The organism is Flavobacterium quisquiliarum (genome assembly GCF_019308285.1).
In the GTDB taxonomy this organism is placed as follows: Bacteria; Bacteroidota; Bacteroidia; order Flavobacteriales; family Flavobacteriaceae; genus Flavobacterium; species Flavobacterium quisquiliarum.
The window spans coordinates 159,893-186,551 of sequence record NZ_WWEM01000031.1 but is presented as its reverse complement, the minus strand read 5'-3'; the positions used below and the strand labels follow the sequence as shown (position 1 = coordinate 186,551).

The following is a 26,659-nucleotide window of genomic DNA, read 5'->3' as shown; positions in this document are numbered from 1 at the left end:
ATAGTCAATATCAAATTCCAAATACTAAATACTAAATTCCAATTTTTAACTACAAAGTTTGTAAAGGTCTTTTTTAAATTTCTTTGATGTATTTAAGTTCGCAAAGCTTTGTGGTTAAGAAATCTAAAATGGGTACGTTTCTTGATATGGGAATTTAGAAATTAAATTTAATAAAGAGATAAATATCTTTTCTGAATTATTTTTAATTTCGAATAAACTTCAAATAAGACTTAAAATGCAAGACTTAGAGGCTATAGAAGATAACAGAATGTCCAAATTGATCATAGGTTTAATTTTGGACGGAATTGGTATGATTTCTTTTTCGATTCCACTTTTGGGAGAATTTTCAGATGTTGTTTGGGCACCAATCGCAGGTATCATTATGACTAGAATGTATAAAGGTAGAGTAGGGAAGGTTGCAGGAATTTTGACTTTTGTAGAAGAAATACTTCCCTTTACAGATATTATCCCTTCGTTTACACTAACTTGGATTTATACCTATTTTTTTCAAAAGAAATGAAAAAAAGACGGCTTTAAATAAACCGTCTTTGCTATTCTTGATTTATTGAACAATTATCTTCTTTATATATTTTGTTTTTTTAGTTTGCGGATCCATCAATTTAATGATAAAAACTCCTTTAGAATGTAATTGAATAGTCTCCTGAGTATTTCCTCTAATTTTTTGTTTTAATAATTCTTTTCCAGAAATATCAAAGATTTTAAGATCTGAAATTTCTGTTTCTTCATTATCGACATATACAGAAAATGTTCCGTTGCTAGGAATTGGCCATACATTAAACGAATCTTTTGTTGTTTTGGTTATTTCTTCGGTGCCTAAATGTACGGTTTGCCCGCTCACAATATTTACTTTGCGTTTCATTGTGCCTCCTTCGGAATCGGTTACAGTAAATTCGAAAGAAGATAATCCGTTTGAAGCTGGAGTAAAAGCTACTATGTTTGTATTAAGTGTAGCATTTCCATTTACAACATTTGAAATTGCATAAGAAACACCGCTGGTAAATCCTCTGGATAATTTTTGAATATTAATGTCAATTTTGGCACCTTGTGTAGTTTCGTAATGCGGTAATGACATCCATTGAAGGTATTTATCCAGATTCGTGTATCCGTCTTGATCGGTGTCTGCATTTGCGTCTGAAAAATCTCCAATTGCAGAATTTACGTTAGTTCCAATTATAGTTTCCCACCAATTAGGAAGTCCATCTTGATCAGTATCCCAGTTTGCATCTCGAACTACAGTTGGATATGTTTCAAATCCGCCAACATCAGCTTCATTATCAGGGAATCCAGGTTTGCCGGTTACACTTCCAACAGCAGAATAAGTTCCGTTTAAAGTTTCCGTTATAATTCTTTGATCATGCTCATCAAATTCAGGCTGTGTGCATCCAACATCCGAAAGAACAATTTTATAAGCATTTTTAGCAGATTGTGTGGTAACATAAGAAGGGAAAAATGGTGTGTTTACAAAGTTTTCATAAGAAACGGTATTTCCTGAAGCTTTTCTTCCTGCAGTCTGATTATTTTCATCGAAATATCCTGGCATTACATTTCCATTAAAATAACATTGCTGCATACCTGTTCCCACTCCTTCATTTTGTTGATTAAAAGCAACAAATATTTTAGATCCTGCACCTGGTTTGTAATAGTTGTTTACGAAATTAACTTCTTTTGTTCCGCCGTCAGTGGTTCTCCCTCCCCAGTTGTAAACCACGTTATTAGTAATATCCATTTTTCCCGTATAGGCACCGCTTCCATCTAAACCACCGCCAAGACTCCAGTTACGTCCATAACAGTGTGCAAGTAAATTATGATGAAAACTTCCAATATCCCCGCCAATTGTCGCTGCATAACCATGTTCTGTTCCAGCAGGATAATTTTGATGATTTGCTGCGTTTAATGCCTCAGAAATGAGTGTTCTTTGAAGGGTAATATTTTTTCCTGATCTAGAACTGAATGACTCGTCAATTGTCCAGCTGATCGAGCAATGGTCAATAATACTGTTATCAGCACCAGTAAGTCCCATTCCATCATAAGTCGGTCCTGCTCCAACACGAACTCTTAAATTTTGAACAATAGCATCATTTCCAGTAACTCCAAAAGGAGCAGATCGTATACAGATTCCTTTTCCTGGAGCCGTTTGTCCTGCAACTGTGACATAAGGCTGACTTAAAACCAAACGCGATTGCAGCTGGATAATCCCTGAAGTATTAAAAATAATTGTTCGCGGGCCAATATCATTAGTAACAGCTTCGCGGAAACTTCCCGGGCCACTGTCGTTTAGATTGGTAACCGCTACTACTTTTCCGCCACGTCCTCCGCGGGCAAAACGTCCATATCCTTCAGCATCTGGGAAAGCAAGCTGTGCAGGACGAAAACGCCAGACATTTCCTTTTTCAACTCCGTTGGCTAAAACTTCATCTACACGCCAAAAATAAGTTTCCCCAGTATAAAGTCCGTTGACTTGGAAAGAAGTATTGGCTAAAGCTTGATTGCCTTTGTATTCTGATGAAGATGTTGTTGCATTCGTAACGGCAGTCTGATCTGTTCCAAAATAAATATTGTGAGAAACGGCATTTGCTGCGACTGTCCATTGCAATAATTTTCCTCCTGAAGTCAATTCAACATGTTCGTCATTCTGTTTCGGATTTGGATTGGTGGCTTGATAGAAAATATTAGGCGTATTGAGTTCAAAGCCATTAAATATAAAGTTTTTTACATTTTCTGTACCCGAGGTTTCTGCAGCTAGTAGGATTATGACATCATTTCCAGCTGTTGCTTGAAATTTTAAATAAGTAGATTTTGCATCGGCAGTCTTAAGTGCTCTTACTGATGGAATCAAATTGTCTACGACCAAGTTTCCGTCAACAGAAATATCAATTGGGCTAAAATTATTTCCCGTTGGACTATCTACGTTGTTAAAAAAAGCTAATAGCGTATGTTCTCCAGTCTGAAGTCCGCTAATTTTAAGCTCTATTTGCGCACCCAAGTTTGCAGTTGTTCCTTTTACTGTGACACCATCCGAAACTAATCTAGCATAATATGGAGCTTGAATTCCTGCTTTATACCAATTAGTTCCTAGTGCATCTCCTTTATCTCCAACTCTAGTTACGGTAAAGGTAATTCCGTTTTCGGTATAAGTGCTGGTGTTTCCAGAAGCAATTACCCAAACGGTATAATCGGGGTCATTTACTTCAGCTTTAGGTCTTCCTGATTGGTCAAAGTCAATTTTAACGATTGGATTTTGGGCAAAAATATTGCTCATTGGCGTAATAAGACAGAGCATTGTCGCCATTACGGACAGTTTTAAGTAATTTTTCAGCATTTCAATGGTGGTTTGGTTAGTAAGTAATAGTTTTAGTTTTTTAATTTCTTAAACTGTTGAATTTCAGTGTTTAAATAATTTTAACTATACCATAAAGTTTGCTATTGCCTAAAACAAAACTATCCTGCACCATCCTGTTCTGTATGATGATTTCTTGGGAAAAATAATGTAAAAAAACGTAATGTGTTTTTTTATGTCAAAATTTTAAAATATTGACATTAGATGAATAAAGGGATTGCGTAAAGTGACGACTATTTAAAAACAGAAAATTTCTAAAATTCAAAGAGTTTGAAATAATTGAAAAAAAAGTATAAACAAAAATCTGTAAGCAGAACGGTTTGTTTAATGATAGAAGAAAATAATAATCAAGAATTAATCTTTGAATAGGAATCCAAGTCCCATTCTTTTAAGCATTTTCTTTTCGAAATTCCAAAAGAAACGGAATTGTCCAAAAATAGTCCCGATGGCAACTAATAAAACCTGATAAACAGGAAGAATGATTAATAAACGAATAAGAGTAAACCAAACAGCTCCTAAATCTTCTTTATGAATTCCTACCCAGTCACAAAAAGGTCTAGAAATCCATGCAGATGCCGATCCGGTGATGGCAAAAACAATAAGTATAATTATGGCTTGTAGGTTGGAAGTAATTCCCCAACGTTGTTTTAATCTATTCATTGTTATTTGTAATGATTACAAATATAGTATATTATCTTGAAGGAACATTACCCCAAAGCGTTTGTTTGTAAGTATTTTGAAAATAAATCATGTAATTGTAAATTAAGTAGTTTACTTCGTATCCGTAATGAATTTCTGGGCGGTAATCGATGCTCATTTCATATAAATTCGGATTGTAACGCTGTGGTTGTAAAACACGATTGTTCCATTCGGTTACATATAAATAATTTTTATTTTCAAGAAAAGCTAGAGAATGGTAATTACGGGGAAAAGCACGAGAGGCAAGCCAGGTGTTAAATCCGTTATCGATTATAATAACTTCGTATTCCAAAGAATCATTTGCAATTCTAATTGTATCGCTCTGTTTTTTGTTTGATGCACTGTCATTGCTTGCAATATTTTGCTGAGTTGTTGAACATGCAATTATCGTTACTAAAACAATTAATATGGAGATACATTTTTTCATGTTTTAAATTTACAAATAAATGGAGAAAAGGAGAAGGGTTTTAACAAGATGCTAAGAGTGAGGTTCTGTTTAAGATACTGAGGCTCTAAGATGCTAAGAAGCTAAGTTTTTCTATTAAGCAAAAAAAGCCGTTTATAAATTAAACAGCTTTTTTGGGGTTAGATTTCTAAGAGCGCAGTGAAAGAAAATCTTAGCATCTTTTATTTGCTTCCAAACAATTTTCCGATAAATCCAGCGATTCCGCCTTTACTTTTAGTAACTACTAAAACATCGGCTACATCTACTTTTCCGTCGTTGTTTTGGTCTAGTCCAAACTGCACTCCATATTTAGAAATAGTGTCCATAATTCCTGAAGCTTGTCCGCTATTTCCAGAAATGGAATTGATGATATCGGTGATCTGAAAACTATTGTCATTTGGATCTTTTGCTTTATTAACCAAGGAACCTAAAATCTGCGGAATTAAATTAGACGCCACTCCGTTTGAATCTGCACTGCTAAGTCCAAATTTTTGACCCAGACTGCCACTTAATTGCTGTTGAATCTGCTGTACGACAGGATTGGAACTGTCGATAGAAGAATTTCCATTAAATAATCCAGCAATTTGATCGGTTCCGCCTTCAGAAACAATTTTTTTTAATCCTTCAAAGATAGAATTACTTGTCTCGCTGATTACGGCTTCGTTATGTTCGTTAGGAACAGCGTTATTATTTACCACTGCATCGCCTCCATATTGTTGTACTAATTGGGTTAATTGTTCAAACATGATTTTTAGGATTTAGATTAGAACTCAAATTTAAACAAAAAAAGAAAGGGATTTATTAAACAATGTTAATAAATCCCTCGCAAGTAATTTAATTATAGTTAATTAGCTTAACAAAGTAATGATTTGTGATGCTAATTCAGTACCAATTCTGTCTTGTGCTTCTCCTGTTGCAGCTCCAATGTGCGGCGTCAAAGAGATTTTAGAGTGCATTAAAATTGCCATTTCTGGTTTTGGTTCGTTTTCGAAAACGTCTAAACCTGCAAAAGCAACTTTTCCAGAGTCCAAAGCTTTTACTAAAGCTACTTCGTCAATAACACCTCCACGAGCACAGTTTACAATTCCAACACCATCTTTTAAGATCTCAAATTCTTTCTCTCCAATGATGTATCCATTTTGAGCAGGAACGTGTAATGTAATGAAATCTGCTTCTTTAAATAAAGACTCTAAAGATTGAGAAACAATTTTAGTTGTAATAGATTGTCCGTCGAAAAATTCAACTTTTACATCAACCTCAGGGATAAAACTATCAGCGGCAATAACTTTCATTCCTAAACCAAGAGCCATTTTTGCCGTAGCTTGACCAATACGTCCGATACCAACAATACCTAAAGTTTTACCTCTTAATTCAGTTCCATTAGCGTAAGCTTTTTTCAAACCGTCAAAATTAGTATCTCCTTCAAGAGGCATGTTTCTGTTAGAATCATGTAAAAAACGCACACCATTAAATAAGTGTCCAAACACCAATTCAGCAACAGATTCTGAAGATGAAGCAGGAGTGTTGATTACGTGAATTCCTTTACTTTTTGCGTAGTCTACATCGATATTATCCATACCAACACCGCCACGTCCAATGATTTTAATTCCAGGACAAGCATCGATAATATCTTTACGAACTTTAGTTGCACTGCGAACTAAAATTACGTCAATGTTGTTTTCGTTTATATAGTTAGCTACTTGTTCTTGAGCTACTTTTGTAGTGATCACTTCAAATCCACCTTTTTCTAAGGCTAGAATTCCACTTTTAGAAATTCCGTCATTTGCTAATACTTTCATTGTATTTATTTTGTTTGTTTGGTTAATCATTTAATTGATTAAACCAATTTTAATTTTTTCCTTTTTTTTGTACTGAAAACTGTGATTGCGACTAAAAACTAAACTTTAGTTTCTAATGCTTTCATTACATCAACCAAAACCTGAACGCTTTCAATTGGCATAGCGTTGTAGATAGAAGCTCTGTAACCACCTACTGAACGGTGTCCTGGTAATCCTGAAATTCCAGCTTCTTTCCATAAAGCATCAAATGTAGCAGTATGGTCAGGGTTTGTTAATAAGAAAGTTACGTTCATGTTAGAACGATCTTCTACATTAGCTGCACCTTTAAATAATGGGTTTCTGTCGATTTCAGCGTAAAGTAATTCCGCTTTAGCGTTGTTTAATTTTTCAACAGCAGCGATTCCGCCTTTTTCTTTAATCCATTGTAAAGTCAGTAAAGAAACATACACAGCAAATACAGATGGAGTATTGTACATACTTTCTGCTTTGATATGTTTAGCGTAATCTAACATGCTTGGAATTGTTCTTCCGTTTTTGCCTAGGATTTCTTCTTTAACCACAACTAAAGTTGTTCCAGCTGGTCCCATATTTTTTTGAGCACCTGCATAGATTAAGTCGAATTTAGAAAAATCTAATTCACGTGAAAAAATATCAGAACTCATATCGCAAACAACAGGAATGTTAGTTGCTGGGAATTCTTTCATTTGAGTTCCAAAAATGGTATTGTTACTTGTGCAGTGGAAATAATCAGCATCAGCTGGAATTTCGTAACCTTTTGGAATATGTGTGTAATTGTCGTCTTTTGAAGAAGCAACAACAATAGTTTCACCGAAAAGTTTAGCTTCTTTTATCGCTGCGGTTGCCCACGTTCCTGAATCTAAATAAGCCGCTTTTCCGTTTTCTTTTAATAAATTATAAGGTGCCATTAAGAATGCTGTACTAGCACCACCTTGTAAAAATAAAGCCTGATAACCTTTTCCCTGAAGTCCTAATAATTCTAAAGCAAGGGAACGAGCTTCCTCCATAACTGCAACGAAATCTTTACTTCGGTGCGAGATTTCAAGGATAGATAAACCTGAATCATTAAAATTTAAAATTGCTTTTGATGCCTTCTCAAAAACTTCCTGAGGTAAAATACTTGGTCCTGCGCTGTAGTTGTGTTTTTTCATGGTTGTTGTTAATAGTCGAAAATTTTAAAAACGCAAATTTCGTCAATAAGAGCCGAAAAAGCGTTAAAATATTCGAAATAATTAAACAATTTATTACTTTGTTGTTAACAAAAACGTTATAGTATCGACATTATCTGCGTAATCCCACAATTGCGGTTTTTGTGTTTCTCCAAATTTGATGCTATTTGGTGTCAAATTACTACTTACGATACACTGAATTTGTTCTGAATCATTTTCAAGACGTTTCTCTAATTCTTCAAGGTTTTGATAGTATTCATAAAAAACGCTCGAAATAGGAGAGGCGTAGCTTGCGTCTTCTTTTATAGTTAAAAATCCGTTGTCTAATAGTTTAAAATTACTCATTAAAAACACTGCTTTATTATAATCGTAATTATTTGCGTATTTTTCATAATGAATAACATCCTGATATTTGAACATTGCCTGAAAAAAAGCATCAAATGAATAGCCTTTTGGAACAAAAAGTTTCGAAACATTACGGCATCCTAAACCAAAATACCTAAAAATATCTTCACCTAAATTCTCTAATTCCTCATTGGTTTCCTTTCCGGTTAAAATAGCGGCAGAATTTCGGTTTTTGCGAATAATAGAAGGTTTGTCTTTAAAATAATATTCAAAATAACGGGCGGTATTGTTGTTTCCAGTTGCAATTACAGCATCAAAATTTTCCAATTTTCCTTCTACAAAGATGATTTTGTCTTTTAAATTTTCATCAACAGAAATTAAATATTTTGCCAAAAAAGGAAGTAAATGCTGATCGTTTGATGAAGTTTTAATTAAAGCTTTATTGCCTGTTATAATAACAGATAAAAAATCATGGAAGCCTACAAGCGGAATATTTCCTGCTAATATTAAAGCGACCGTTTTTTCTTTCTTATCTGCCTGAGTAAATTCTTCTTTATATTTAGAAAGCCATTTTTCAAGGTTTTCTTCCGTTAAAGCCTCTACCCAAGATTGTATTGAAAAATAAACTTGTTCTGGCGTATACCATCCATTATGAGATTGTGATAAATGAATTAGTTTTTCAAAATCGTCAAAAAAGATATCGTTATGTAAAACGCTAGATTTTTGTATGGATCCTGTTTCGGAGAATTGACTTAAAAAATTTCCTAATTCAACAAAAACACTTTTTTTTGTTTCTAATGTCATAATGTTTGTTTATGAATTGTTTTGATTGTAATTTTGCACAAAAATAAGCATAATTAAGTCGAAAGACAAAAGCCATAAAGTCAAAAGCTATGCTTGTCTTTATTTTGACTTTAAGAACTTTCAGACTTTTAACCTTAAGACTAAAAAACGATGGCAATTATTATAACTGACGAATGCATCAATTGTGGGGCTTGCGAACCGGAGTGCCCAAATACAGCAATATATGAAGGAGCAGATGATTGGAGATATAAAGACGGAACAAGTCTTTCTGGGAAAATAGTTTTACCTGACGGAACTGAAGTGGATGCAGATGATGCGCAAACTCCAATTTCTGATGAGGTTTATTATATTGTACCTGGAAAATGTACAGAATGTAAAGGTTTCCATGATGAACCTCAATGTGCGGCAGTTTGTCCAGTTGATTGCTGTGTGCCAGACGATAATCACGTTGAAGACGAAGAAACTTTATTAGAAAGACAAGCTTTCCTACATGGGGAATAAGAATTTCTTGTAAATAAAAATAGAATCCTGAGCTAAAAACTCAGGATTTTTTTTACCCTGATATCAGGTAATTGCTAAAGTTAGTTTCTTGATAACGAATGTTTTATTTTTTGACTATTGCTTTATTGTTAAAAAATTAATATTTTAGATGAAAATTTAACAATGCCTATGAAGAGATTACTACTTTTATTTGTCGTTTTACTCAGTTCCGTAAGTGTTTTGGCACAAAGTGAAGAGTATTCTATTCTTGTAAAAGATATTGAAACCTTACAGCCCATAGAAAATGCGACTGTGGTTGTTTTAAAAACTAAGCAGGTTTTAATGACGAATGAAGATGGAAAAGTCACTTTTGTTCTAAGCGGTGGCTCTAATATTCAGGTTTCAGAAATGAATTATGAGGACTTGACCATTCGCTGGGCTTCACTAAAAGAAAGTGAATTTGTCGTTTATCTTAAAAATAAAAAAGAAAACTTAGATGAAGTTGTAGTCTCTCAAGAAAATCTTCAAAAAACGCTTCAAAGAATAGTTTTAAATTCGAAAAAGAAAATAAGTGTTTCGCATCGTTTGAAAGTGTATGTGCGAGAGTTTTTTATGCTAGATAATCAATATTCTTATTATAACGATGGTTTGGTTAATTTTCAATTCAATAAAAACAATACTACAACTTTATTGGTAGAGCAGAATCGTTCTTATGGACTGTTGGAAACTGATATCAGTGCTGATTTAATGGGGTATAATTTGAATAATATAATGGAAAATTATTCAAATTTTAAATATTTTGACCCTTTACTGGATGCTAAGGCAAAGAAAGAATATGATTTTACAGTTAAAGGACATTCGAAGAATAAGGATTATTATGTAATGTCTGTTACCCCGCTGGATAAAGCAAAGCAAGCGATCGATAATTTTGAAATCATTTACGATCCGGAAAAGAAAATTATTCTAGAGTTTACTATTTCTGTCACTTTGGCAAATCTGGATAAAATAGAAGAAAAAACAAATGTGGGAGATAAAAACATTACCAAATCTTTTGTGAATGTGAGCTACCGCTTGGATGGAAACGATTATTATATGTTGAGTTCTAATGAAGAAATTGGTTATACCTTGATTCAGAAAGAGAAATCTAAAAATATTCAGGTAAGAAACAGCTTTGTAACGACTGGATTTAATAAACAGAATTTTACTTATAACGAAAGTGATGTTTTTAAGGAGAAATCGCTTTTTAATAAAAAGAATAAAATCTTAACCAATTATTGGGATATATCTGGTTTTACAGCCACCGACGAAGAAAAAGCTATTATTGCTTCACTAGAATTTAAATTGTAATTAAATAAATAGAAAAAAAATCCTGAACGATATAAAGTTCAGGATTTTTTGTGTTTTATATTCAATTCATAGGTTCAGTGAACTCAAAATCTTTCAATAAATTAAAAATTGAATCCAAGTCTGGCATAGTAATAAGCACCGCTGAAACCCATTTGTACAGCATCCCAGTAACCACCAGCTTCTGTATTTCCTTGTTCATCTTGTTTAGTTGGATAGACATTAAACAAGTTGTTGCTTCCCAGAGTTAATTTTAAACTTTTGGTAAATTGATATCCAACAGTTAAATCTGTAATTAATCGCGGATTGTAAACATCGTCTTCGTCATTATAATCCACTAAAACAACTTTGCTGAAACGAGTGAAGGCTAATCCTGCATCAAACTTGTTTTTGGCATAAGTAAGATTCAATCCAAATTTATTGTCTGGAGCAGAAGCTAATAAAAAGGCTTTTTCACGTTTACCAAAAAAAGTGCCTTCGTCAAGTGTGCCATTTTTAACTTTGTCAATTTTCATATCGTTAATGTTTCCAACCAAAGTAGCTCCAAATTGACCAAAATCGTATTTTTTCTTCCAAGAGAAAACGATATCCAGACCATGAGTGCTTGTGTCAACCCCGTTGGCAAAAAATTGTGCTTCAGAAACGCCAAGATTTAAAGAACTAGCATCAAAATATCCGGTAAGAACAATACGATCTTTTACTTTAATATAATAACCGTCAACAGTTGCTGTAAAATCTCCAAACGAAGCGGTAAAACCCAAAGAGGCATTAACTGCTTTTTCTTCATTTAGTTTGCTAATTCCGAAAGCTCTCGTAACTTCGCTGTCGTTTGGTGCCAATAATACTTCAGTTGCACCGCTGGCATTGAAGTTTGTAAATCTTAGATTGTAATAAATTTGGGCCAACGAAGGAGCGCGGAACCCTGTGCTTATAGAACCCCTTGCATTAATATGATCAGTAATTTTAAGTCTCGAGGCTAGTTTTCCGTTAACAGTGCTACCAAAATCACTGTAATTTTCAAAACGCACGGCACCGCTCACCATTAAAGCTTCTGTAATATCTAATTCGCCATCGGCATAAAGAGAGAAATTGGTACGGCTTTTATTCACTACGTTGGCAGGGCTGTAACCCGGAAAACCTTGTGAACCTCCTGGTCTTGGAATTGTTGGAGAAGAATCGGGATCTGTAGGGTCGTAATCAGGATTAGGAATTGTGGGCGGACTTTGTGTTGATGGATCAGTGATAGGCTGTCCATTTGTATCATATGTGGCATAGGAGCCTTCTTCGCCAGCAAAAATTTCAAATTTCTCTACTCTGAATTCGGTCCCAAAAGCAATATTCAGGCCACTTAAAATATCTCCGTAGTTTTTAGAAATATCAAAATTAGTGGTGTTTTGGAGCAGACTGTGTCCTCCAGCATCAAATTGGTGCGGTGAGTTTTCTTCAAGAGAAGCATTTATCGTTCCTTTAATATCGTATTGAAATTTATTTTTACCAAAGGTATTACTTAAGTCGAATTTCCATCCGCCAGAAGTTTCAGTTCTAATTCCAGCGGCAACGGAATTATCATTGATTTTAGAGGTAATCCTTGGAGTATAACCTCCGGGATAAACTGATTCTACAACTCTTTCACCATCATTTCTGGTAAATGCATAAGCATCAGTATCTCTAAAGTTGCTTCCTCCAAAAGCATAGAATTCTGTTTTATCAGCAATTGGAATAGCAAGATTAGCGAATAAGTTTACGCCGTGCATGCTGGCATCTCCAAAACCTTTTCTGAAATCATAAGCAGGGCGAAGTGTTTTGTTTTTGTTTAAAAATTCTCCAGTAACATTTATAAAACCGCCCTTACTTCCAATTGCAGTTCCGTAATTCGCGGCTACTCTTACAGAACCTCCATCAAAGTCTTGATTTTTTCCGTATGAATTTCCATTTCCATCCTGGTCTAATCTATATCCTTTAGTGTTTGGAGTTCCTGGAAGGAAATCGCCTTTTGCATGTGTATTAAAAGCGCCGTAAGTTACAGAGCCTGTAAGTTCGTCTACATTATCATTAGTAACAATATTGATAACACCAGCAATTGCATCAGAACCATATTGAGCAGAAGCACCGTCACGTAGAATCTCTATTCTTTTAATAGAAGCAGCTGGAATGGCATTTAAGTCTGTTCCTGTATTACCACGCCCACGTGTTCCAAACAGGTTGATTAAAGAAGATTGGTGCCTTCTTTTTCCATTAATCAAAACCAAAGTCTGATCGGGTCCCATACCTCTTAAAGAAGCTGGATCAACGTGATCAGCGCCATCAGAACCAGATTGCTTGTTGGCGTTAAATGAAGGTGCCACATATTGTAATAATTGATTTATTTCAATTTTACCGCTTTGAGTCGTTACATCTTTTACGTTGATTACATCGATAGGAACAGCTGAGTTTACGACTGTTCTTTTGGCATTTCTAGAACCAACGACCACAACATCATTCAATATTTGACCATCACTCTCGCTTAATGTAATATCTATTTTATCTCCAGAAAGTGCTTTTTCAACTGTTGAAAATCCCATATAGCTAAAAACTAATGTGGCGCCTTCTTTTACTTTTATTCTAAAACTACCTTCAAAATCGGTTGAGACGCCGTTAGAAGTTCCTTTTTCGACAATATTAACACCAGGAAGTGGATTTCCAGATTTGTCCTTTACAAGACCCGAGACCTCTTTTTGAGCAAAGAGAAATGCTGAACTCAGCAGAAATAGTAATAATGCAATCTTTTTCATGGTTATTGGTTTATTGATTTGTTTTTTGTTAATCAGTTTTATAAAATTAATATTTTTTAACAAAATTTTAATTAAATGTTTAAAAATTTCATTGTGTATGTCGAAAATTATATTATTGAACATTTTTACTTCGTGCAAGAGCTATTAAATCTTATATTTGCAAAATTTTAAAGCCAAAAAATATCATTTTGGCATAAATCAGAAAAATCGATAATTCATAACACACTAACAGACAAAATGTTTAGTGTTTGAGGTCTGAAAGTAGTAAGACCAAATAAATAAATAGAAAACTAACAGATGAAAGCAGGAATTGTAGGATTACCAAATGTTGGAAAATCAACATTGTTTAATTGTTTATCTAATGCAAAAGCGCAGAGTGCAAACTTTCCGTTTTGTACAATCGAACCAAATATTGGTGTTGTAAACGTTCCGGATCCAAGAATCAATAAATTGGAAGAATTGGTAAAACCAGAGCGCGTTCAAATGGCAACTGTAGATATCGTAGATATTGCAGGTTTGGTAAAAGGAGCGAGTAAAGGTGAAGGTCTTGGAAACCAGTTCTTAGGAAACATTAGAGAATGTAATGCTATTATTCACGTTTTACGTTGTTTTGACAATGATAATATCGTTCACGTTGACGGAAACGTAAACCCAATTCGTGACAAAGAAACTATTGACATCGAATTGCAGTTAAAAGATTTAGAAACAATCGAAAAACGTTTAGAAAAAGTAAAACGTGCTGCAAAAACTGGAAATAAAGAAGCTCAGACAGAAGAAGCTTTATTAAACAGAATTAGAGAAGCTCTTTTGCAGGCTAAATCTGCTAGAACAATTATTCCTCAAAGCAATGATGAAGAAGTTCTAATGGAAGGTTTTCAATTAATTACAGCAAAACCAGTTTTATACGTTTGTAATGTTGACGAAAGTTCTGCTGTAAACGGAAACAAATATGTTGATCAAGTTCGTGAATTAGTTAAAGATGAAGATGCTGAAGTAATTGTACTTTCAGTAGGAGCAGAAGCGGATATCACTGAATTAGAAAGCTACGAAGAGCGTCAGGTTTTTCTTGAAGATATGGGATTAGAAGAGCCGGGAGCATCAGTTTTAATTCGTGCAGCTTATAAATTATTAAAACAACAAACTTACTTTACGGCTGGTGTAAAAGAAGTTCGTGCTTGGACAATCAATATTGGAGCGACGGCGCCACAAGCAGCGGGAGTTATCCACACTGATTTCGAAAAAGGATTTATCCGTGCTGAGGTAATTTCATATGATGATTACGTTCAATACGGTTCTGAAGCAAAAGCAAAAGAAGCTGGAAAATTTAAAGTGGAAGGAAAAGAGTATGTTGTAAAAGATGGTGATGTAATGCACTTCCGTTTTAACGTTTAATCTTTTTTTAGAGAATAAGAATAAAGAATAAAGACTAAAACTGCTGGAGAGATTCAGCAGTTTTTTTTATGTTCAAAACATAAGGTTTCGTATTGTCAGGCTGAGAGTAGTTGAAGCCCCTCAAAGATTGGTGATTTACATTGTGGAGCTACTTGCGTGTCCTTCGACTCCGCTCAGAGTGACAAAAAAATGAGAATAAATCTGCTTGATCTGTAAAATCTGCGAGAGATAAATTTCAGATTGAAAATTTTTGGCTCAAAAATTGGTTACAGAAAAAATAACCAATTACTAATCTAAAATCAACCAATTAAAATGCTAAAAAAATCATTCAAAATTTTCGGCTGGACACTTTTCGGAATCTTTAGTTTTCTTGCTTTATATGTTACAGCAGTTCTTATTATTTCGAAAATCACAGTAAACTCAGATGTCGCTCAAGTCGAAGAACAAAATGCAATTCCAATTTACATTCTTTCCAACGGCGTTCATACTGATATTGTAGTTCCAGTAAAAAATGAAATAAAGGATTGGCGAAATGAAATTCAGTTCAATCAAACCCAATCCAAAGATTCGTTGATGAATTTTATCGGCTTTGGCTGGGGCGATAAAGGTTTTTACCTAGATACGCCAGAATGGTCAGACTTAAAAGCGAGCACAGCTCTAAAAGCGGCGTTTGGCATGAGTTCTTCCGCTATGCATACTACATTTTTTAAACAGCTAAGAGAAGGTGAAGACTGCAAACGAATTCTGGTTTCAAAAGAAAATTACCAAAAATTAGTCCATTATATTTCTAATAGTTTTAATAATCCAGTTCATCCAGAATGGATTCAAGGCCACAGCTATGGAAAAAAAGATGCTTTTTATGAAGCCAAAGGAAGTTATAGTCTTTTTTATACTTGTAATACATGGGCAAATAATGCACTAAAAGCAGCGAATCAAAAAGCAAGTTTATGGACAGTTTATGATAAGGGTATTTTTTGTCATTATAAATGATCTTATCATGAAAAGAACATTTTTGATTATAATTATAGCGGTAGTAATTATTTCCTGCAAAAAAGCAGATGCTCCAGCTTGTGTAAATTGTATGTCTTTTTATTTTGAAAATCCACAGCCTGAAAAAGATTCCGAATTAGATCGTTTTCCAAATAGATTTAAAGGACTATATGCAAATAATGATTCAACTTTTATTAGAATTGAAGAAGATAGAATTTGGGAAGAATACTTCCGCAAATTTAAACTTCATAGACTTGCATTGGATTCGTTAAAGACAGAATATGATATTGTTGATGGCAAATTAATATCAAAAGATACAAAAGAAAAATATGATATGCTTTCAAAAGGCGATTCAATAGAATTAATACAAAAGCACATAGATACTTTGTTTAGGTTTTCACTTTATCAAAAAGCAAAACGAATGGATGGTCAATTAATTCTGAGTAGAAAAGATTCTATATTTTGGGATATTCAAATTTTGTCACTTCAAAATAATACCATAAAATTTAAAAGATTTTATGAAGGACAGGATTTGAAAAAACTTGATTCTGTCACTAAGATAAAAGGGAAAATGCTCGATTCGATTTCATATTTAATCAAGCCAAGTAGAAGTGAGTTCAAAAAAATATTAAAAATTAAAAAGCTAGGTTACGATCGGGAATTTACAAAAGTCCTGAAATAAATAATATTCCGCCAGGAATAAGAAAAAATATTCTGTTAGGAATATCTCATCGGTAGACCTCGGATATATGGGAAAAATATAAAATTCCAATAAAAATCAAGAATTAACGAATTTTCATTATTGCGTAAATTTGAGTGAATATCAAAAAATCATCAAATGAAAATCAAAAATATATTCTCCAAAACATGGTTTCTTTTAAAGAATACCTTTTTAGAGTTTAATGATGATAATGCAATTAAACTTAGTGCTGCACTAGCGTACTATACCATATTTGCATTGCCACCTTTGTTAATTATTGTTATCACAATCTGTGGTGTCTTTTTTGGAGAAGAAGCGGTAACTGGCGAATTGTACGGACAAATAAACGGTTTGGTAGGTAATGGCGCAGCGACACAAATTCAGGAAGCTATCAAAAATGTGCAATTATCCGGAGATAATGTTTTTGCAACTGTATTTGGAGTTGTAATGTTGTTAATCGGAGCGTCGGGAGTTTTTGCCGAGATACAAAGTTCTATTAATTTTATTTGGGGACTCCGTGCAAAACCGGATAAAGGAATTAAGAAATTTATTCAAAACCGTTTGATGTCATTTTCTATGATTGCTTCTGTTGGTTTTTTAATGTTGGTCAGCCTTTTTATAAGTACAACTTTAGACTTGCTTAGTACGCGATTAAAAGTTTATTTCCCTGAGAGTACGGTTTATTTATTTTATGTAGTTAATATGATTATTGTACTGGCAAGTATCAGTACTCTTTTTGCTATTATTTTTAGAACATTGCCAGACGGGAAAATAAGATGGAAAGATGCTTTTATTGGTTCAGGAGTTACCGCAGTACTTTTTATGATTGGTAAATTTGCCATTGGTTTTTATTTAGGCAGTTCAACAGTAGCTTCGGTTTACGGTGCGGCTGGTTCTGTGATAATAATTTTGGTTTGGGTTTATTATTCGGCAATAATTCTGTATTTTGGAGCTGAATTTACGAAGGTTTATGCTAAATCATATGGAGGGAAAATTTATCCAAATGAATACTCTGTAGAAATAGCAAAAGAGATTTACGAAATCGACGGACCAAAAAAAGAACCAATAGAAGAAACACTACAAAAAGAGAAGCCATGAAAATTATCGCCTTTGGAGGAAGTAACAGTACACAGTCAATCAACAAACGTTTAGCTACTTATGCATCAAGTTTGTTTGAAAATGCAGATGTCGAAGTTTTAGATTTGAACGATTTTGCAATGCCAGTATTCAGTGTTGATTTGGAGAAAGAAATCGGACAGCATGAAGTGGCGAAAGCCTTTTTGAATAAACTTAAAGAAGCGGATATTTTAGTAGTGTCAATGGCAGAAAATAACGGAAATTATTCTGTTGCTTTCAAAAATGTTTTCGATTGGAGTTCCCGAATCGAAAAAGATGTTTTTCAACACAAACCAATGTTATTATTAGCGACTTCGCCAGGTGGAAGAGGCGGTGCATCTGTTTTAGGAATTGCTCAAAATCTTTTCCCGCGTTATGGGGCAGAAATTAGAGGAAGTTTCTCATTACCAGCGTTTGGCTCGAATTTTGATTTACAGGAAAATAAAATTTCTAATGTTGAGTTAGATCAAGAACTGAAAGATATTATTAAATCAAATTTTTAAATGCCACAAAAAAAGATTGCCCTTATTTTCCTTTTACTAAACTGCTTTTTCATCAATTTCACTTTCGCTCAAAAGATTAGCGAAGTTGATAAAATAGTAGCAAAATACCCTAAAAGTTTTGACAGCACTGAAAAGCTAGCCGAGAGAATTGAAAAAGATTTTGATTCGGATGCTGAACGCGCACGTGCTATTTACAGCTGGATTGCTTTCAATATAAAATACGATTACAATATGTATTTAAATCCGCCGAAAGTGCAGGGTTTCAGCTATTCTTCAGAAGCTGAAAAACAACAAAAAATCAAACAGCTCAACGATAATTTAATTCAAAAAGCTTTTAAATCTAAAAAAGCAGTTTGCGAAGGATTTACGGCTTTGTATCAACATTTGGCTACCATGATGGATATTAAATGTGAGATAATCCGCGGTGATTCTAAAATTTCACCGAGAGATATTGGTCGTAAAAATACATCATCCAATCATGCATGGAATATGGTTTTGATTGATAAAAAATGGAGATTGATTGATGTGACTTGGGGACAAGGTTATTATGACAGCAGTAAAGGCAGAATGGTAAACGATTTCAACCCGATTTATTTTGATACCGATCCAGATTACTTTTTTGCAAAACATTTTCCAGATTCAGGTACTTATTTAGGAAAAAGGTTAAGTAAAGATGATTTTTTAAATGGACCTTTAATTTATAATACTACAATTGAGAATGATTACAAAATCAAATCACCAGATTCGGGTATAATTGAAGCCAGAAATGGAGATAAAATTACATTTGAAATCAAAAATCTTTCGAAATCAAATCAGGTTTTTTATGTGAATAAAAGAAATCAGGCTGTTAAAGTGCAAAATCCGAAAGAGAAACGAGGTGGTTTGGAATTTCAAATTACAGTTGATAGTAATGTTGGTGAATATATTACTGTTTTTGTAGATGGTAATAGTGTTGTTTCTTTTAAAATAGTTTCGAAATAAAAGATTAGAATTTAGATTTTTCTTCTTTTGTTAAAATTGCCGTACCTTAGCAAGAATGATCCGAATTTGAGCGTTATGGAGACAACTTTTCTGAAATCAATCTTAGATAATGATTTCTATAAATTTACGATGCAGCATGCTGTAATTAAACTTTTTCCAAAAGCAAAAGTTCGATACGGATTTATAAACCGAGGCAAACATATTTTTCCTGAGGGATTTGCAGCATTACTTCGAAATTCTGTTGATGCTTTGGCTGATCTTCGTTTAACAAAAGAAGAAAAGCATTATTTAGCACACTATTGTCCTTATTTGGATCCTACTTATTTAGACTTTCTGCAAGGTTACAGTTTTGATCCATCAGAAGTTCAGATTAGTCAGGAAGGTTCAGAAATAAAAGTTACTGTCGAAGGATTTTGGTACAGAACCATTTTATGGGAAGTTCCTTTGATGGCTTTGATCTCGGAGCTTTTTTATAAATCAAATCATTTAATTCGCCTGAATGATGAAGCAATAAAAAATCTTACTAAAGAGAAAATTGATAACTACAACAAACTTGGGGTTTCTATTTTAGAGTTTGGCACAAGACGCCGTCATTCTTACGAAGTACATGATTTAATAAATGAAACACTGCGAACAAACGGAGGGCATAGTTTTATTGGTACAAGTAATGTGCATTTTGCAATGGTCAATAACCGAAGACCTTTAGGTACACATGCACACGAATGGTTTATGTTTCATGCAGCACAATATGGTTTTCAGGTGGCGAATTTTATAAGTCTAGAAAATTGGACAAAAGTTTACGGCGGTGATCTTGGAATCGCTTTAACAGATACTTATACTACAGAAATATTTTTCAATCAGTTTGATAAAAAATATTCAAAACTTTTTGACGGTGTTCGACACGATAGCGGCGATCCAATTGAATTTGCTCAAAAAGTGATTTCGCATTATACCAAAATGGGAATCGATCCAAAATCAAAAGTCATTGTTTTTTCGGATTCTCTCAATTATGATAAAGTAAAAAAGATTGCCGATTTTTGTCAGGACAAAATAAAAATGTCTTTTGGAATTGGAACAAATTTTACTAATGATGTCGGTCTTCCAGCTATGAATATGGTAATCAAATTAACGGATACTAAACCGGATAATATACATTGGCAGGGAGTGGTAAAACTTTCTGATGAAAAAAACAAAAACACGGGAACGCCCGAAATGATTGCTTTGGCGAAAGAAGTACTGGGAATCAAATAGTATTTTTTTGCTGAAAAAGCAGTTTTTCCATAATTTTGGCGCCTTATTTATTTTAAAATCAATTTAAATAGATTTTAAACTGTTATTATTCATAACAAAAAAGAAATACGCTTTCATTTTTTGCTGAGAAATGGTACATTAGCAAAAAATCCTAAATTCATTTATGCTAGAGCAAAATCAATACAACGAAGATAATATTCGTTCACTCGATTGGAAGGAACATATTCGTATGCGTCCGGGTATGTACATCGGGAAATTAGGGGACGGATCATCACCGGATGATGGTATTTACATTCTTTTAAAAGAGGTTTTGGACAACTGTATCGACGAGTTCGTTATGGGGGCCGGAAAAACCATCGAAGTATCCATAAAAGATAAAACAGTTTCTGTTCGTGATTATGGGCGTGGAATTCCGTTAGGAAAAGTAGTCGACGTAGTTTCGAAAATGAATACCGGAGGAAAATATGACTCTAAAGCTTTCCAAAAATCAGTTGGTCTAAACGGTGTCGGAACAAAAGCAGTAAATGCGCTTTCGAATTATTTTCGTGTAGAATCGGTTCGTGATGACAAACAAAAAGGAGCGGAGTTCTCTGCTGGAAATTTAGTTTTAGAAGAAGATGTAATTGATACAACCAAACGTAAAGGAACGAAAGTAGTTTTTACGCCAGACGAAACAATCTTTAAAAATTATAAATTCCGTTTAGAGTATGTAATCAAAATGGTCAAAAACTATTGTTACTTAAACAATGGTTTGACTATTATTTTCAATGGCGAAAAATACTATTCAGAAAACGGACTTCGTGATTTATTAGAAGAAACAATCAGTGAAGAAGATTTAGAATATCCAATTATCCATTTAAAAGATCATGATATTGAGGTTGCGTTAACACACAGTAAAACGCAGTACAGCGAAGAATATCACTCTTTCGTAAACGGTCAGAACACCACACAAGGAGGAACACACTTAGCGGCCTATCGTGAAGCGGTTGTAAAAACGATTCGTGAGTTTTACAATAAGAATTTCGAAGCATCAGACGTTCGTAAATCGATTGTGAGTGCGATTAGTATTAAAGTGATGGAGCCGGTTTTTGAGTCTCAGACCAAAACCAAATTAGGTTCTACCGATATGGGTTCTGATGATGGAACACCAGCAGTTTCTGTTCGTACGTTCGTAAATGATTTTATCAAAACAAAACTGGATAATTATCTGCATAAAAATCCAACAACTGCTGAAGCATTATTACGTAAAATTCTTCAGGCAGAACGCGAGCGTAAAGAATTGTCAGGAATTAGAAAACTGGCGACTGATCGCGCAAAAAAAGCAAATCTTCACAATAAAAAATTAAGAGACTGCCGAGCGCATCTTCCTGATACCAAAAACCCAAGAAACTTAGAAAGCACGCTTTTTATTACCGAGGGAGATTCGGCTTCCGGATCGATTACAAAGTCGCGTGATGTGAATACACAAGCAGTTTTCAGTTTGCGTGGTAAACCTTTGAATTCATACGGAATGACAAAGAAAATTGTGTATGAAAACGAAGAATTCAATTTATTGCAGGCAGCGCTTGATATCGAAGACGGATTAGAAAAATTACGTTACAACAATATCGTAATTGCAACCGATGCCGATGTCGATGGAATGCACATTCGCTTGCTTTTAATTACGTTTTTCCTTCAGTTTTTTCCTGAATTAATCAAGGAAGGTCATTTGTATATTTTGCAAACACCACTTTTCAGGGTTCGTAACAAGAAAGAAACGATTTATTGTTATTCAGAAGAAGAAAGAAAAGACGCGATTGAAAAATTAAAACCAAAACCAGAAATCACCCGATTTAAAGGTTTGGGAGAGATTTCGCCGGATGAGTTTAAAAACTTTATTGGTGATACTATCCGTCTTGATCCAGTTATGATGGATAAGCATACTTCGATTGAACAGTTACTATCTTTCTATATGGGGAAAAACACGCCAGACAGACAAGACTTTATTATCAAGAATTTAAAGGTGGAGATTGATGAGCTGGAGGAGGCTTAAGAGATAAAATAAAATAGAGTGTCAGACGGTCTTCAAAATAAAGTCATTTTTCAGCAAGTTGCCGAGTTATTGCAAAATGCCCGACAGCAGGTTTTGCGTACCGTAAATTCAACAATGACCATTACTTATTTTGAAATTGGAAGAATAATTGTTGAAGAAGAACAAAATGGAAAATATAGGGCAGGATATGGAAAGCAACTACTAAAGGGACTTTCTGAACATTTGACTAAAGAGTTTGGAAAAGGCTTTTCTATTGATAATTTAGAAAATATGAGGAAGCTCTTTTTGACTTTCTCAAAATCCGAGACACTGTCTCGGATTTTGGAAATTCAAAAAACGCAGACAGTGTCTGCGGAATTCAAGAGACCAGATTATCAAACTTTGTCTTCATTTTTCACATTGACTTTTAGTCATTATATTTTTTTAATGCGAATTGAAAATGAAAAAGAAAGACGGTTTTATAAAATAGAATCCGAAAAACATAATTGGAGTGTTCGGGAGCTAAAACGTCAATACGATACGGCACTTTATACAAGATTAGCTTTAAGCAGAGATAAAGAAGGTGTTTTAAAACTTTCAGAAGAAGGTCAGATTATTGAAAAACCAAAAGATATTATCAAAGATCCTTATATTCTTGAGTTTTTAGGATTGCCTGAATCGCACCAATATTCAGAATCGCAATTAGAGGAAGAAATCATTAATAAACTGGAACATTTCTTATTAGAATTAGGTCACGGTTTTACTTTTGTTGGAAGACAGCAAAGAATTACTTTTGATGATAAACATTTTAGAATTGATTTGGTTTTTTATAATAGAATATTGAAATGTTTTGTTCTTATTGATCTTAAAATAGGAGAATTGAAACACCAGGATTTAGGGCAAATGCAAATGTATGTGAATTATTACGACAGAGAAATGCGTTTGGAAGATGAAAATAAAACCATTGGAATTGTTCTTTGCCAAAATAAAAGTGAAGCCGTAGTAAAATATACATTGCCAGAAAATAATGAACAGATTTTTGCTAGTAAATACAAAACTGTCTTACCAAGTGTTGAAGCTTTAAAAGAACTATTAGAAAGTAATATAATTTAACGAATGAAGAGAGTTTTATTTTTATTCATTATTTTAGGTCTAATTTCTTGTAAAAAAGAAAATACAGAATCTCCAATTGTAAATGAAAAAACAAAAGAGAGTAAATCAAAAAGTGAAATAGCCAAAATAAGAGATTTTCCGTTGAAGAATTTATCCAAAGTTGAGGTTTTGTCTTATGAAGACCGAATGCGATGGGATAGAAAAATTACGAAAAAAGATAATAAATATTCAAAAGATCTGGTTGTTGGTTATAAACTGAATTTCGACAGCACGAAGGTTAAAGAAAGAGTAGTATTAAATTCAGTATTGAAAACAGAATTACTGGAATTAATGTCTCAAGATAGCTGTAAAGTACAAGAGTTGCCTGCAGATTGTTATATGCCTCGGCATATGATACTTTTTAGAGATCAAAAAAATAGAATAATTGGTTACAAAGAACTATGTTTAGGATGCAGAGGTTTTAGAGAATCAAAAAACCTAGAAAATTATAATGGATTTTGCTTTAGTCAAATGGAAGAGCTTTTTAAAAAAGCTGGAATCAAATATTTTGACGAAGATTATGAATAAAAGAAATAGTTTACTGAAATAAATTCAGCATATAAAATGAAAGACGAAGAAGACGATAACATAATTCCAAACGACGACGAGAATAATTCAGATGACAATCTGGATAACATTCAGGATGGCGATGATGATGTGATTGATGGTGAAGGAAAACATTTTGAAGGAGCGCATTTTTACGAAAACCAGGAAGAAGAAGGCGAGGACGTTATTACCAAAGTAACTGGAATGTACAAAGACTGGTTCTTGGATTATGCTTCGTATGTAATTCTAGAACGTGCAGTTCCTGCAATCGAGGACGGATTCAAACCGGTTCAGCGTCGTATTATGCACTCTTTAAAAGAGCTGGATGACGGTCGTTATAACAAAGTTGCCAATGTTGTTGGTCACACTATGCAGTATCACCCACACGGAGATGCGAGTATTGGTGACGCCATGGTTCAAATTGGTCAAAAAGATTTATTGATTGATTGCCAAGGAAACTGGGGTAATATCTTAACAGGCGATGGAGCTGCAGCGTCGCGTTATATTGAAGCACGTTTATCTAAATTTGCTTTGGAGGTTTTGTATTCTCCAAAAATTACAGATTGGGGTGTTTCGTATGATGGACGTCGTGCAGAACCAAACAATCTTCCTGTAAAATTCCCATTGCTTTTGGCACAAGGAGCAGAAGGTATTGCGGTTGGACTTTCTACAAAAGTACTTCCTCATAACTTTAATGAGTTAATTGATGCTTCGATCAAGATTTTAAAAGGAAAACCGTTTACGCTTTACCCAGACTTTATGACTGCCGGTATTGCCGACGTTTCGAATTATCATGATGGAATGCGTGGCGGACGTGTGCGTGTGCGTGCTAAGATTTCGCAATTAGACAAAAATACATTGGTGATTACACAAATTCCGTTTTCGACCAATACTTCGAGTTTAATTGATAGTATTTTGAAAGCCAATGAAAAAGGTAAAATCAAAATCAAAAAAATTGAGGACAATACTGCTGCCGATGTTGAGATTTTAATTCATCTTTTCCCAGGCGTTTCGCCAGACAAAACTATTGATGCTTTGTTTGCCTTTACAGCTTGTGAAACCTCTGTTGCGCCTTTAGGGTGTGTTATTGAAGACAATAAACCGCTGTTTATAGGAGTTTCTGAAATGTTGAAAATTTCAACACACAGAACCGTTGATTTACTTCGTCAGGAATTAGAAATTCAATTAGAAGAATTAAAAAATAAGTGGCACTTTTCTACTTTGGAGAAAATATTCATTCGTGAAGAAATGTATATTGACTTCAAATTATACGGAGACAGAGAATCACTTTACAAATATTTATACGATCGTTTTGAGCCTTTCAAAAAATCATTCGTTAGAGAAATCAATGATGACGATTTACAGCGTTTGACTCAAATCCCAATGATTCGTATTACACGTTTCGACTCTGATAAAGCTGATGATTTAATTGCGAAATTGGAAGACGAAATGAAAGAGGTAGAGCATAATCTGGAGCATTTAACAGATTTTGCAATTGCTTACTTTACCAAATTAAAAGAGAAATACGGAAAAGGACGTGAACGTCAAACAGAACTTCGTGTTTTTGATAACGTTGAGGCTACAAAAGTAGTTTTAAGAAACACAAAACTATATGTAAACCGCGAAGAAGGTTTCGTAGGAACAAGTTTAAAGAAAGACGAATACGTAGGCGATTGTTCTGATATTGATGATGTTATCGTGTTTTTACGAGACGGAACATTAATGATTACAAAAGTAGATGCCAAAACATTTATTGGAAAAGATATTATACACGCCGCCGTTTTTGATAAAAACGATAAACGCACCATTTATAATATGATGTATCGTGATGGAAAATCAGGGCCTTCATACATCAAACGTTTCAATGTTACTGGTGTAACACGTGATAAAGCTTATGATTTGACGAACGGAACAAATGGTTCGCAAGTGGTTTATTTCTCGCATAATCCAAATGGAGAAGCTGAGGTAGTAACTATTTTACTGCGTCAGGTTGGAACGATCAAGAAATTGAAATTTGATATTGATTTTGCTAAACTGGCTATTAAAGGTCGTGGTTCTAAAGGAAACTTAGTTACCAAATATCCAATCAAGAAAATTGAATTAAAGGAGAAAGGTATTTCAACGTTATTGCCAAGAAAAGTTTGGTTTGATGATACTGTAAAACGTTTAAATGTTGATGCAAGAGGAGAATTATTGGGCGAATTTAAACCAACAGACAAAATCTTAATTATTAGTCAGTCAGGAAAATTAAAGGTTATTATTCCAGAGTTATCAACTCACTTTGAAGAAGATATGATTGTACTGGAAAAATGGAAACCTAAAAAACCAATTTCTGCGATTTACTACGATGGAGAAAAAGAGCGTTATTTTCTGAAACGTTTCCTTGTAGAAAATGAAGGAAAAGAAGAAAGTTTTATTACAGATCATCCAAATTCGCAGTTGGAGATTGTTTCAACAGATTATCGTCCAGTTGCGCAATTGGTTTTTGCTAAAGTAAAAGGCGTCCAAAAAGATGATTTACATATAGATGTTGAAGATTTTATAGCGGTAAAAGGTTTCAAAGCGTTAGGAAATCAATTAACAACAGATAAGCTAAAACAAGTAAACTTATTAGATCCGCTTCCTTATGAAGAACCGGTAGAAGAAGTTCCAGAAAGACCTGAAATATCAGAAGATGATCCTGTAGAAACAGAATTAGATGATGATGGCCAGATTGGTTTGGTTTTAGAATAATAAATGAAAAACGCTAAGATTAGGTTCTTAGCGTTTTTTTATGCTTAATATA

At 33.9% G+C, this 26,659-nt stretch carries 22 protein-coding genes; 14 read left to right on the top strand and 8 right to left on the bottom strand.

Going from position 1 to position 26,659, the window contains the following annotated elements:
* The first annotated feature begins 235 nt into the window (after positions 1–235).
* Positions 236–520 carry a hypothetical protein gene (locus GSY47_RS13155; RefSeq protein WP_179007610.1) on the top strand — a complete coding sequence of 95 codons (285 nt, stop codon included), beginning with the start codon at positions 236–238 and terminating at the stop codon, positions 518–520.
* Between the two features lie 42 nt (positions 521–562).
* Here the strand turns inward: GSY47_RS13155 and GSY47_RS13150 are convergent, their stop codons facing one another.
* The 7 genes from GSY47_RS13150 to GSY47_RS13120 all read right to left on the bottom strand — a co-directional run bounded on the left by GSY47_RS13150 (position 563) and on the right by GSY47_RS13120 (position 8,637).
* Positions 563–3,340, bottom strand: coding sequence for a T9SS type A sorting domain-containing protein (locus GSY47_RS13150; RefSeq protein WP_246611331.1), 2,778 nt, complete (start codon positions 3,338–3,340; stop codon positions 563–565).
* Between the two features lie 372 nt (positions 3,341–3,712).
* Positions 3,713–4,018 carry a DUF6787 family protein gene (locus GSY47_RS13145; protein ID WP_091491298.1) on the bottom strand — a complete coding sequence of 102 codons (306 nt, stop codon included), beginning with the start codon at positions 4,016–4,018 and terminating at the stop codon, positions 3,713–3,715.
* A 31-nt stretch (positions 4,019–4,049) separates the two neighbouring features.
* Positions 4,050–4,484: a DUF6146 family protein gene (locus tag GSY47_RS13140; protein WP_179007612.1), complete on the bottom strand. Its 435-nt coding sequence runs from the start codon at positions 4,482–4,484 to the stop codon at positions 4,050–4,052.
* A gap of 200 nt (positions 4,485–4,684) precedes the next feature.
* A complete protein-coding gene (locus GSY47_RS13135; RefSeq protein ID WP_179007614.1) occupies positions 4,685–5,248 on the bottom strand; it encodes a DUF937 domain-containing protein in 564 nt (187 codons plus the stop codon).
* Between the two features lie 102 nt (positions 5,249–5,350).
* Positions 5,351–6,301: a D-2-hydroxyacid dehydrogenase gene (locus GSY47_RS13130; protein ID WP_091491293.1), complete on the bottom strand. Its 951-nt coding sequence runs from the start codon at positions 6,299–6,301 to the stop codon at positions 5,351–5,353.
* A 98-nt stretch (positions 6,302–6,399) separates the two neighbouring features.
* Positions 6,400–7,470: a 3-phosphoserine/phosphohydroxythreonine transaminase gene (serC, locus tag GSY47_RS13125; protein WP_179007616.1), complete on the bottom strand. Its 1,071-nt coding sequence runs from the start codon at positions 7,468–7,470 to the stop codon at positions 6,400–6,402.
* Between the two features lie 93 nt (positions 7,471–7,563).
* Positions 7,564–8,637, bottom strand: a complete 1,074-nt coding sequence (locus GSY47_RS13120; RefSeq protein ID WP_179007618.1) for an acyl-CoA reductase — start codon at positions 8,635–8,637, stop codon at positions 7,564–7,566.
* Positions 8,638–8,787: 150 nt separating this feature from the next.
* Here GSY47_RS13120 and GSY47_RS13115 point away from each other — a divergent pair, with 150 nt between their 5' ends.
* Positions 8,788–9,138, top strand: coding sequence for a 4Fe-4S dicluster domain-containing protein (locus GSY47_RS13115; protein WP_179007620.1), 351 nt, complete (start codon positions 8,788–8,790; stop codon positions 9,136–9,138).
* A gap of 168 nt (positions 9,139–9,306) precedes the next feature.
* A complete protein-coding gene (locus GSY47_RS13110) occupies positions 9,307–10,464 on the top strand; it encodes a carboxypeptidase-like regulatory domain-containing protein (protein ID WP_179007622.1) in 1,158 nt (385 codons plus the stop codon).
* A gap of 101 nt (positions 10,465–10,565) precedes the next feature.
* Here GSY47_RS13110 and GSY47_RS13105 read toward each other — a convergent pair whose 3' ends face one another.
* The gene (locus GSY47_RS13105) at positions 10,566–13,232 is read right to left on the bottom strand and encodes a TonB-dependent receptor (RefSeq protein ID WP_179007624.1); all 2,667 of its coding nucleotides are present in this window, start codon (positions 13,230–13,232) and stop codon (positions 10,566–10,568) included.
* A gap of 297 nt (positions 13,233–13,529) precedes the next feature.
* On the opposite strand from GSY47_RS13105, the gene ychF reads away from it, so the two are divergent.
* The 11 genes from ychF to GSY47_RS13050 all read left to right on the top strand — a co-directional run bounded on the left by ychF (position 13,530) and on the right by GSY47_RS13050 (position 26,607).
* Positions 13,530–14,624 carry a redox-regulated ATPase YchF gene (ychF, locus tag GSY47_RS13100; protein ID WP_179007626.1) on the top strand — a complete coding sequence of 365 codons (1,095 nt, stop codon included), beginning with the start codon at positions 13,530–13,532 and terminating at the stop codon, positions 14,622–14,624.
* Positions 14,625–14,936: 312 nt separating this feature from the next.
* Positions 14,937–15,614, top strand: a complete 678-nt coding sequence (locus GSY47_RS13095; protein WP_179007628.1) for a TIGR02117 family protein — start codon at positions 14,937–14,939, stop codon at positions 15,612–15,614.
* Positions 15,615–15,621: 7 nt separating this feature from the next.
* Positions 15,622–16,296 (top strand): hypothetical protein, encoded by a 675-nt coding sequence (locus tag GSY47_RS13090; RefSeq protein WP_179007630.1) that lies wholly within the window; start codon positions 15,622–15,624, stop codon positions 16,294–16,296.
* A gap of 156 nt (positions 16,297–16,452) precedes the next feature.
* On the top strand, positions 16,453–17,412 hold the full coding sequence (locus tag GSY47_RS13085) for a YihY/virulence factor BrkB family protein (protein ID WP_179007632.1): 960 nt from the start codon (positions 16,453–16,455) through the stop codon (positions 17,410–17,412).
* On the top strand, positions 17,409–17,933 hold the full coding sequence (locus GSY47_RS13080) for an NADPH-dependent FMN reductase (protein ID WP_179007634.1): 525 nt from the start codon (positions 17,409–17,411) through the stop codon (positions 17,931–17,933). Before GSY47_RS13085 ends, GSY47_RS13080 begins: the two co-directional genes overlap by 4 nt.
* Complete coding sequence (locus GSY47_RS13075; RefSeq protein ID WP_179007636.1) at positions 17,934–18,914, top strand: transglutaminase domain-containing protein; 981 nt, start codon at positions 17,934–17,936, stop codon at positions 18,912–18,914.
* Between the two features lie 75 nt (positions 18,915–18,989).
* The gene (gene pncB, locus GSY47_RS13070) at positions 18,990–20,165 is read left to right on the top strand and encodes a nicotinate phosphoribosyltransferase (RefSeq protein ID WP_179007638.1); all 1,176 of its coding nucleotides are present in this window, start codon (positions 18,990–18,992) and stop codon (positions 20,163–20,165) included.
* A gap of 163 nt (positions 20,166–20,328) precedes the next feature.
* The gene (locus GSY47_RS13065) at positions 20,329–22,197 is read left to right on the top strand and encodes a DNA topoisomerase IV subunit B (protein ID WP_179007640.1); all 1,869 of its coding nucleotides are present in this window, start codon (positions 20,329–20,331) and stop codon (positions 22,195–22,197) included.
* 18 nt (positions 22,198–22,215) lie between these two features.
* A complete protein-coding gene (locus GSY47_RS13060) occupies positions 22,216–23,289 on the top strand; it encodes a PDDEXK nuclease domain-containing protein (protein ID WP_179007642.1) in 1,074 nt (357 codons plus the stop codon).
* Between the two features lie 3 nt (positions 23,290–23,292).
* Positions 23,293–23,856 carry a hypothetical protein gene (locus tag GSY47_RS13055; RefSeq protein ID WP_179007644.1) on the top strand — a complete coding sequence of 188 codons (564 nt, stop codon included), beginning with the start codon at positions 23,293–23,295 and terminating at the stop codon, positions 23,854–23,856.
* Positions 23,857–23,892: 36 nt separating this feature from the next.
* Positions 23,893–26,607, top strand: a complete 2,715-nt coding sequence (locus GSY47_RS13050) for a DNA gyrase/topoisomerase IV subunit A (protein ID WP_179007646.1) — start codon at positions 23,893–23,895, stop codon at positions 26,605–26,607.
* Positions 26,608–26,659: the final 52 nt, after the last annotated feature.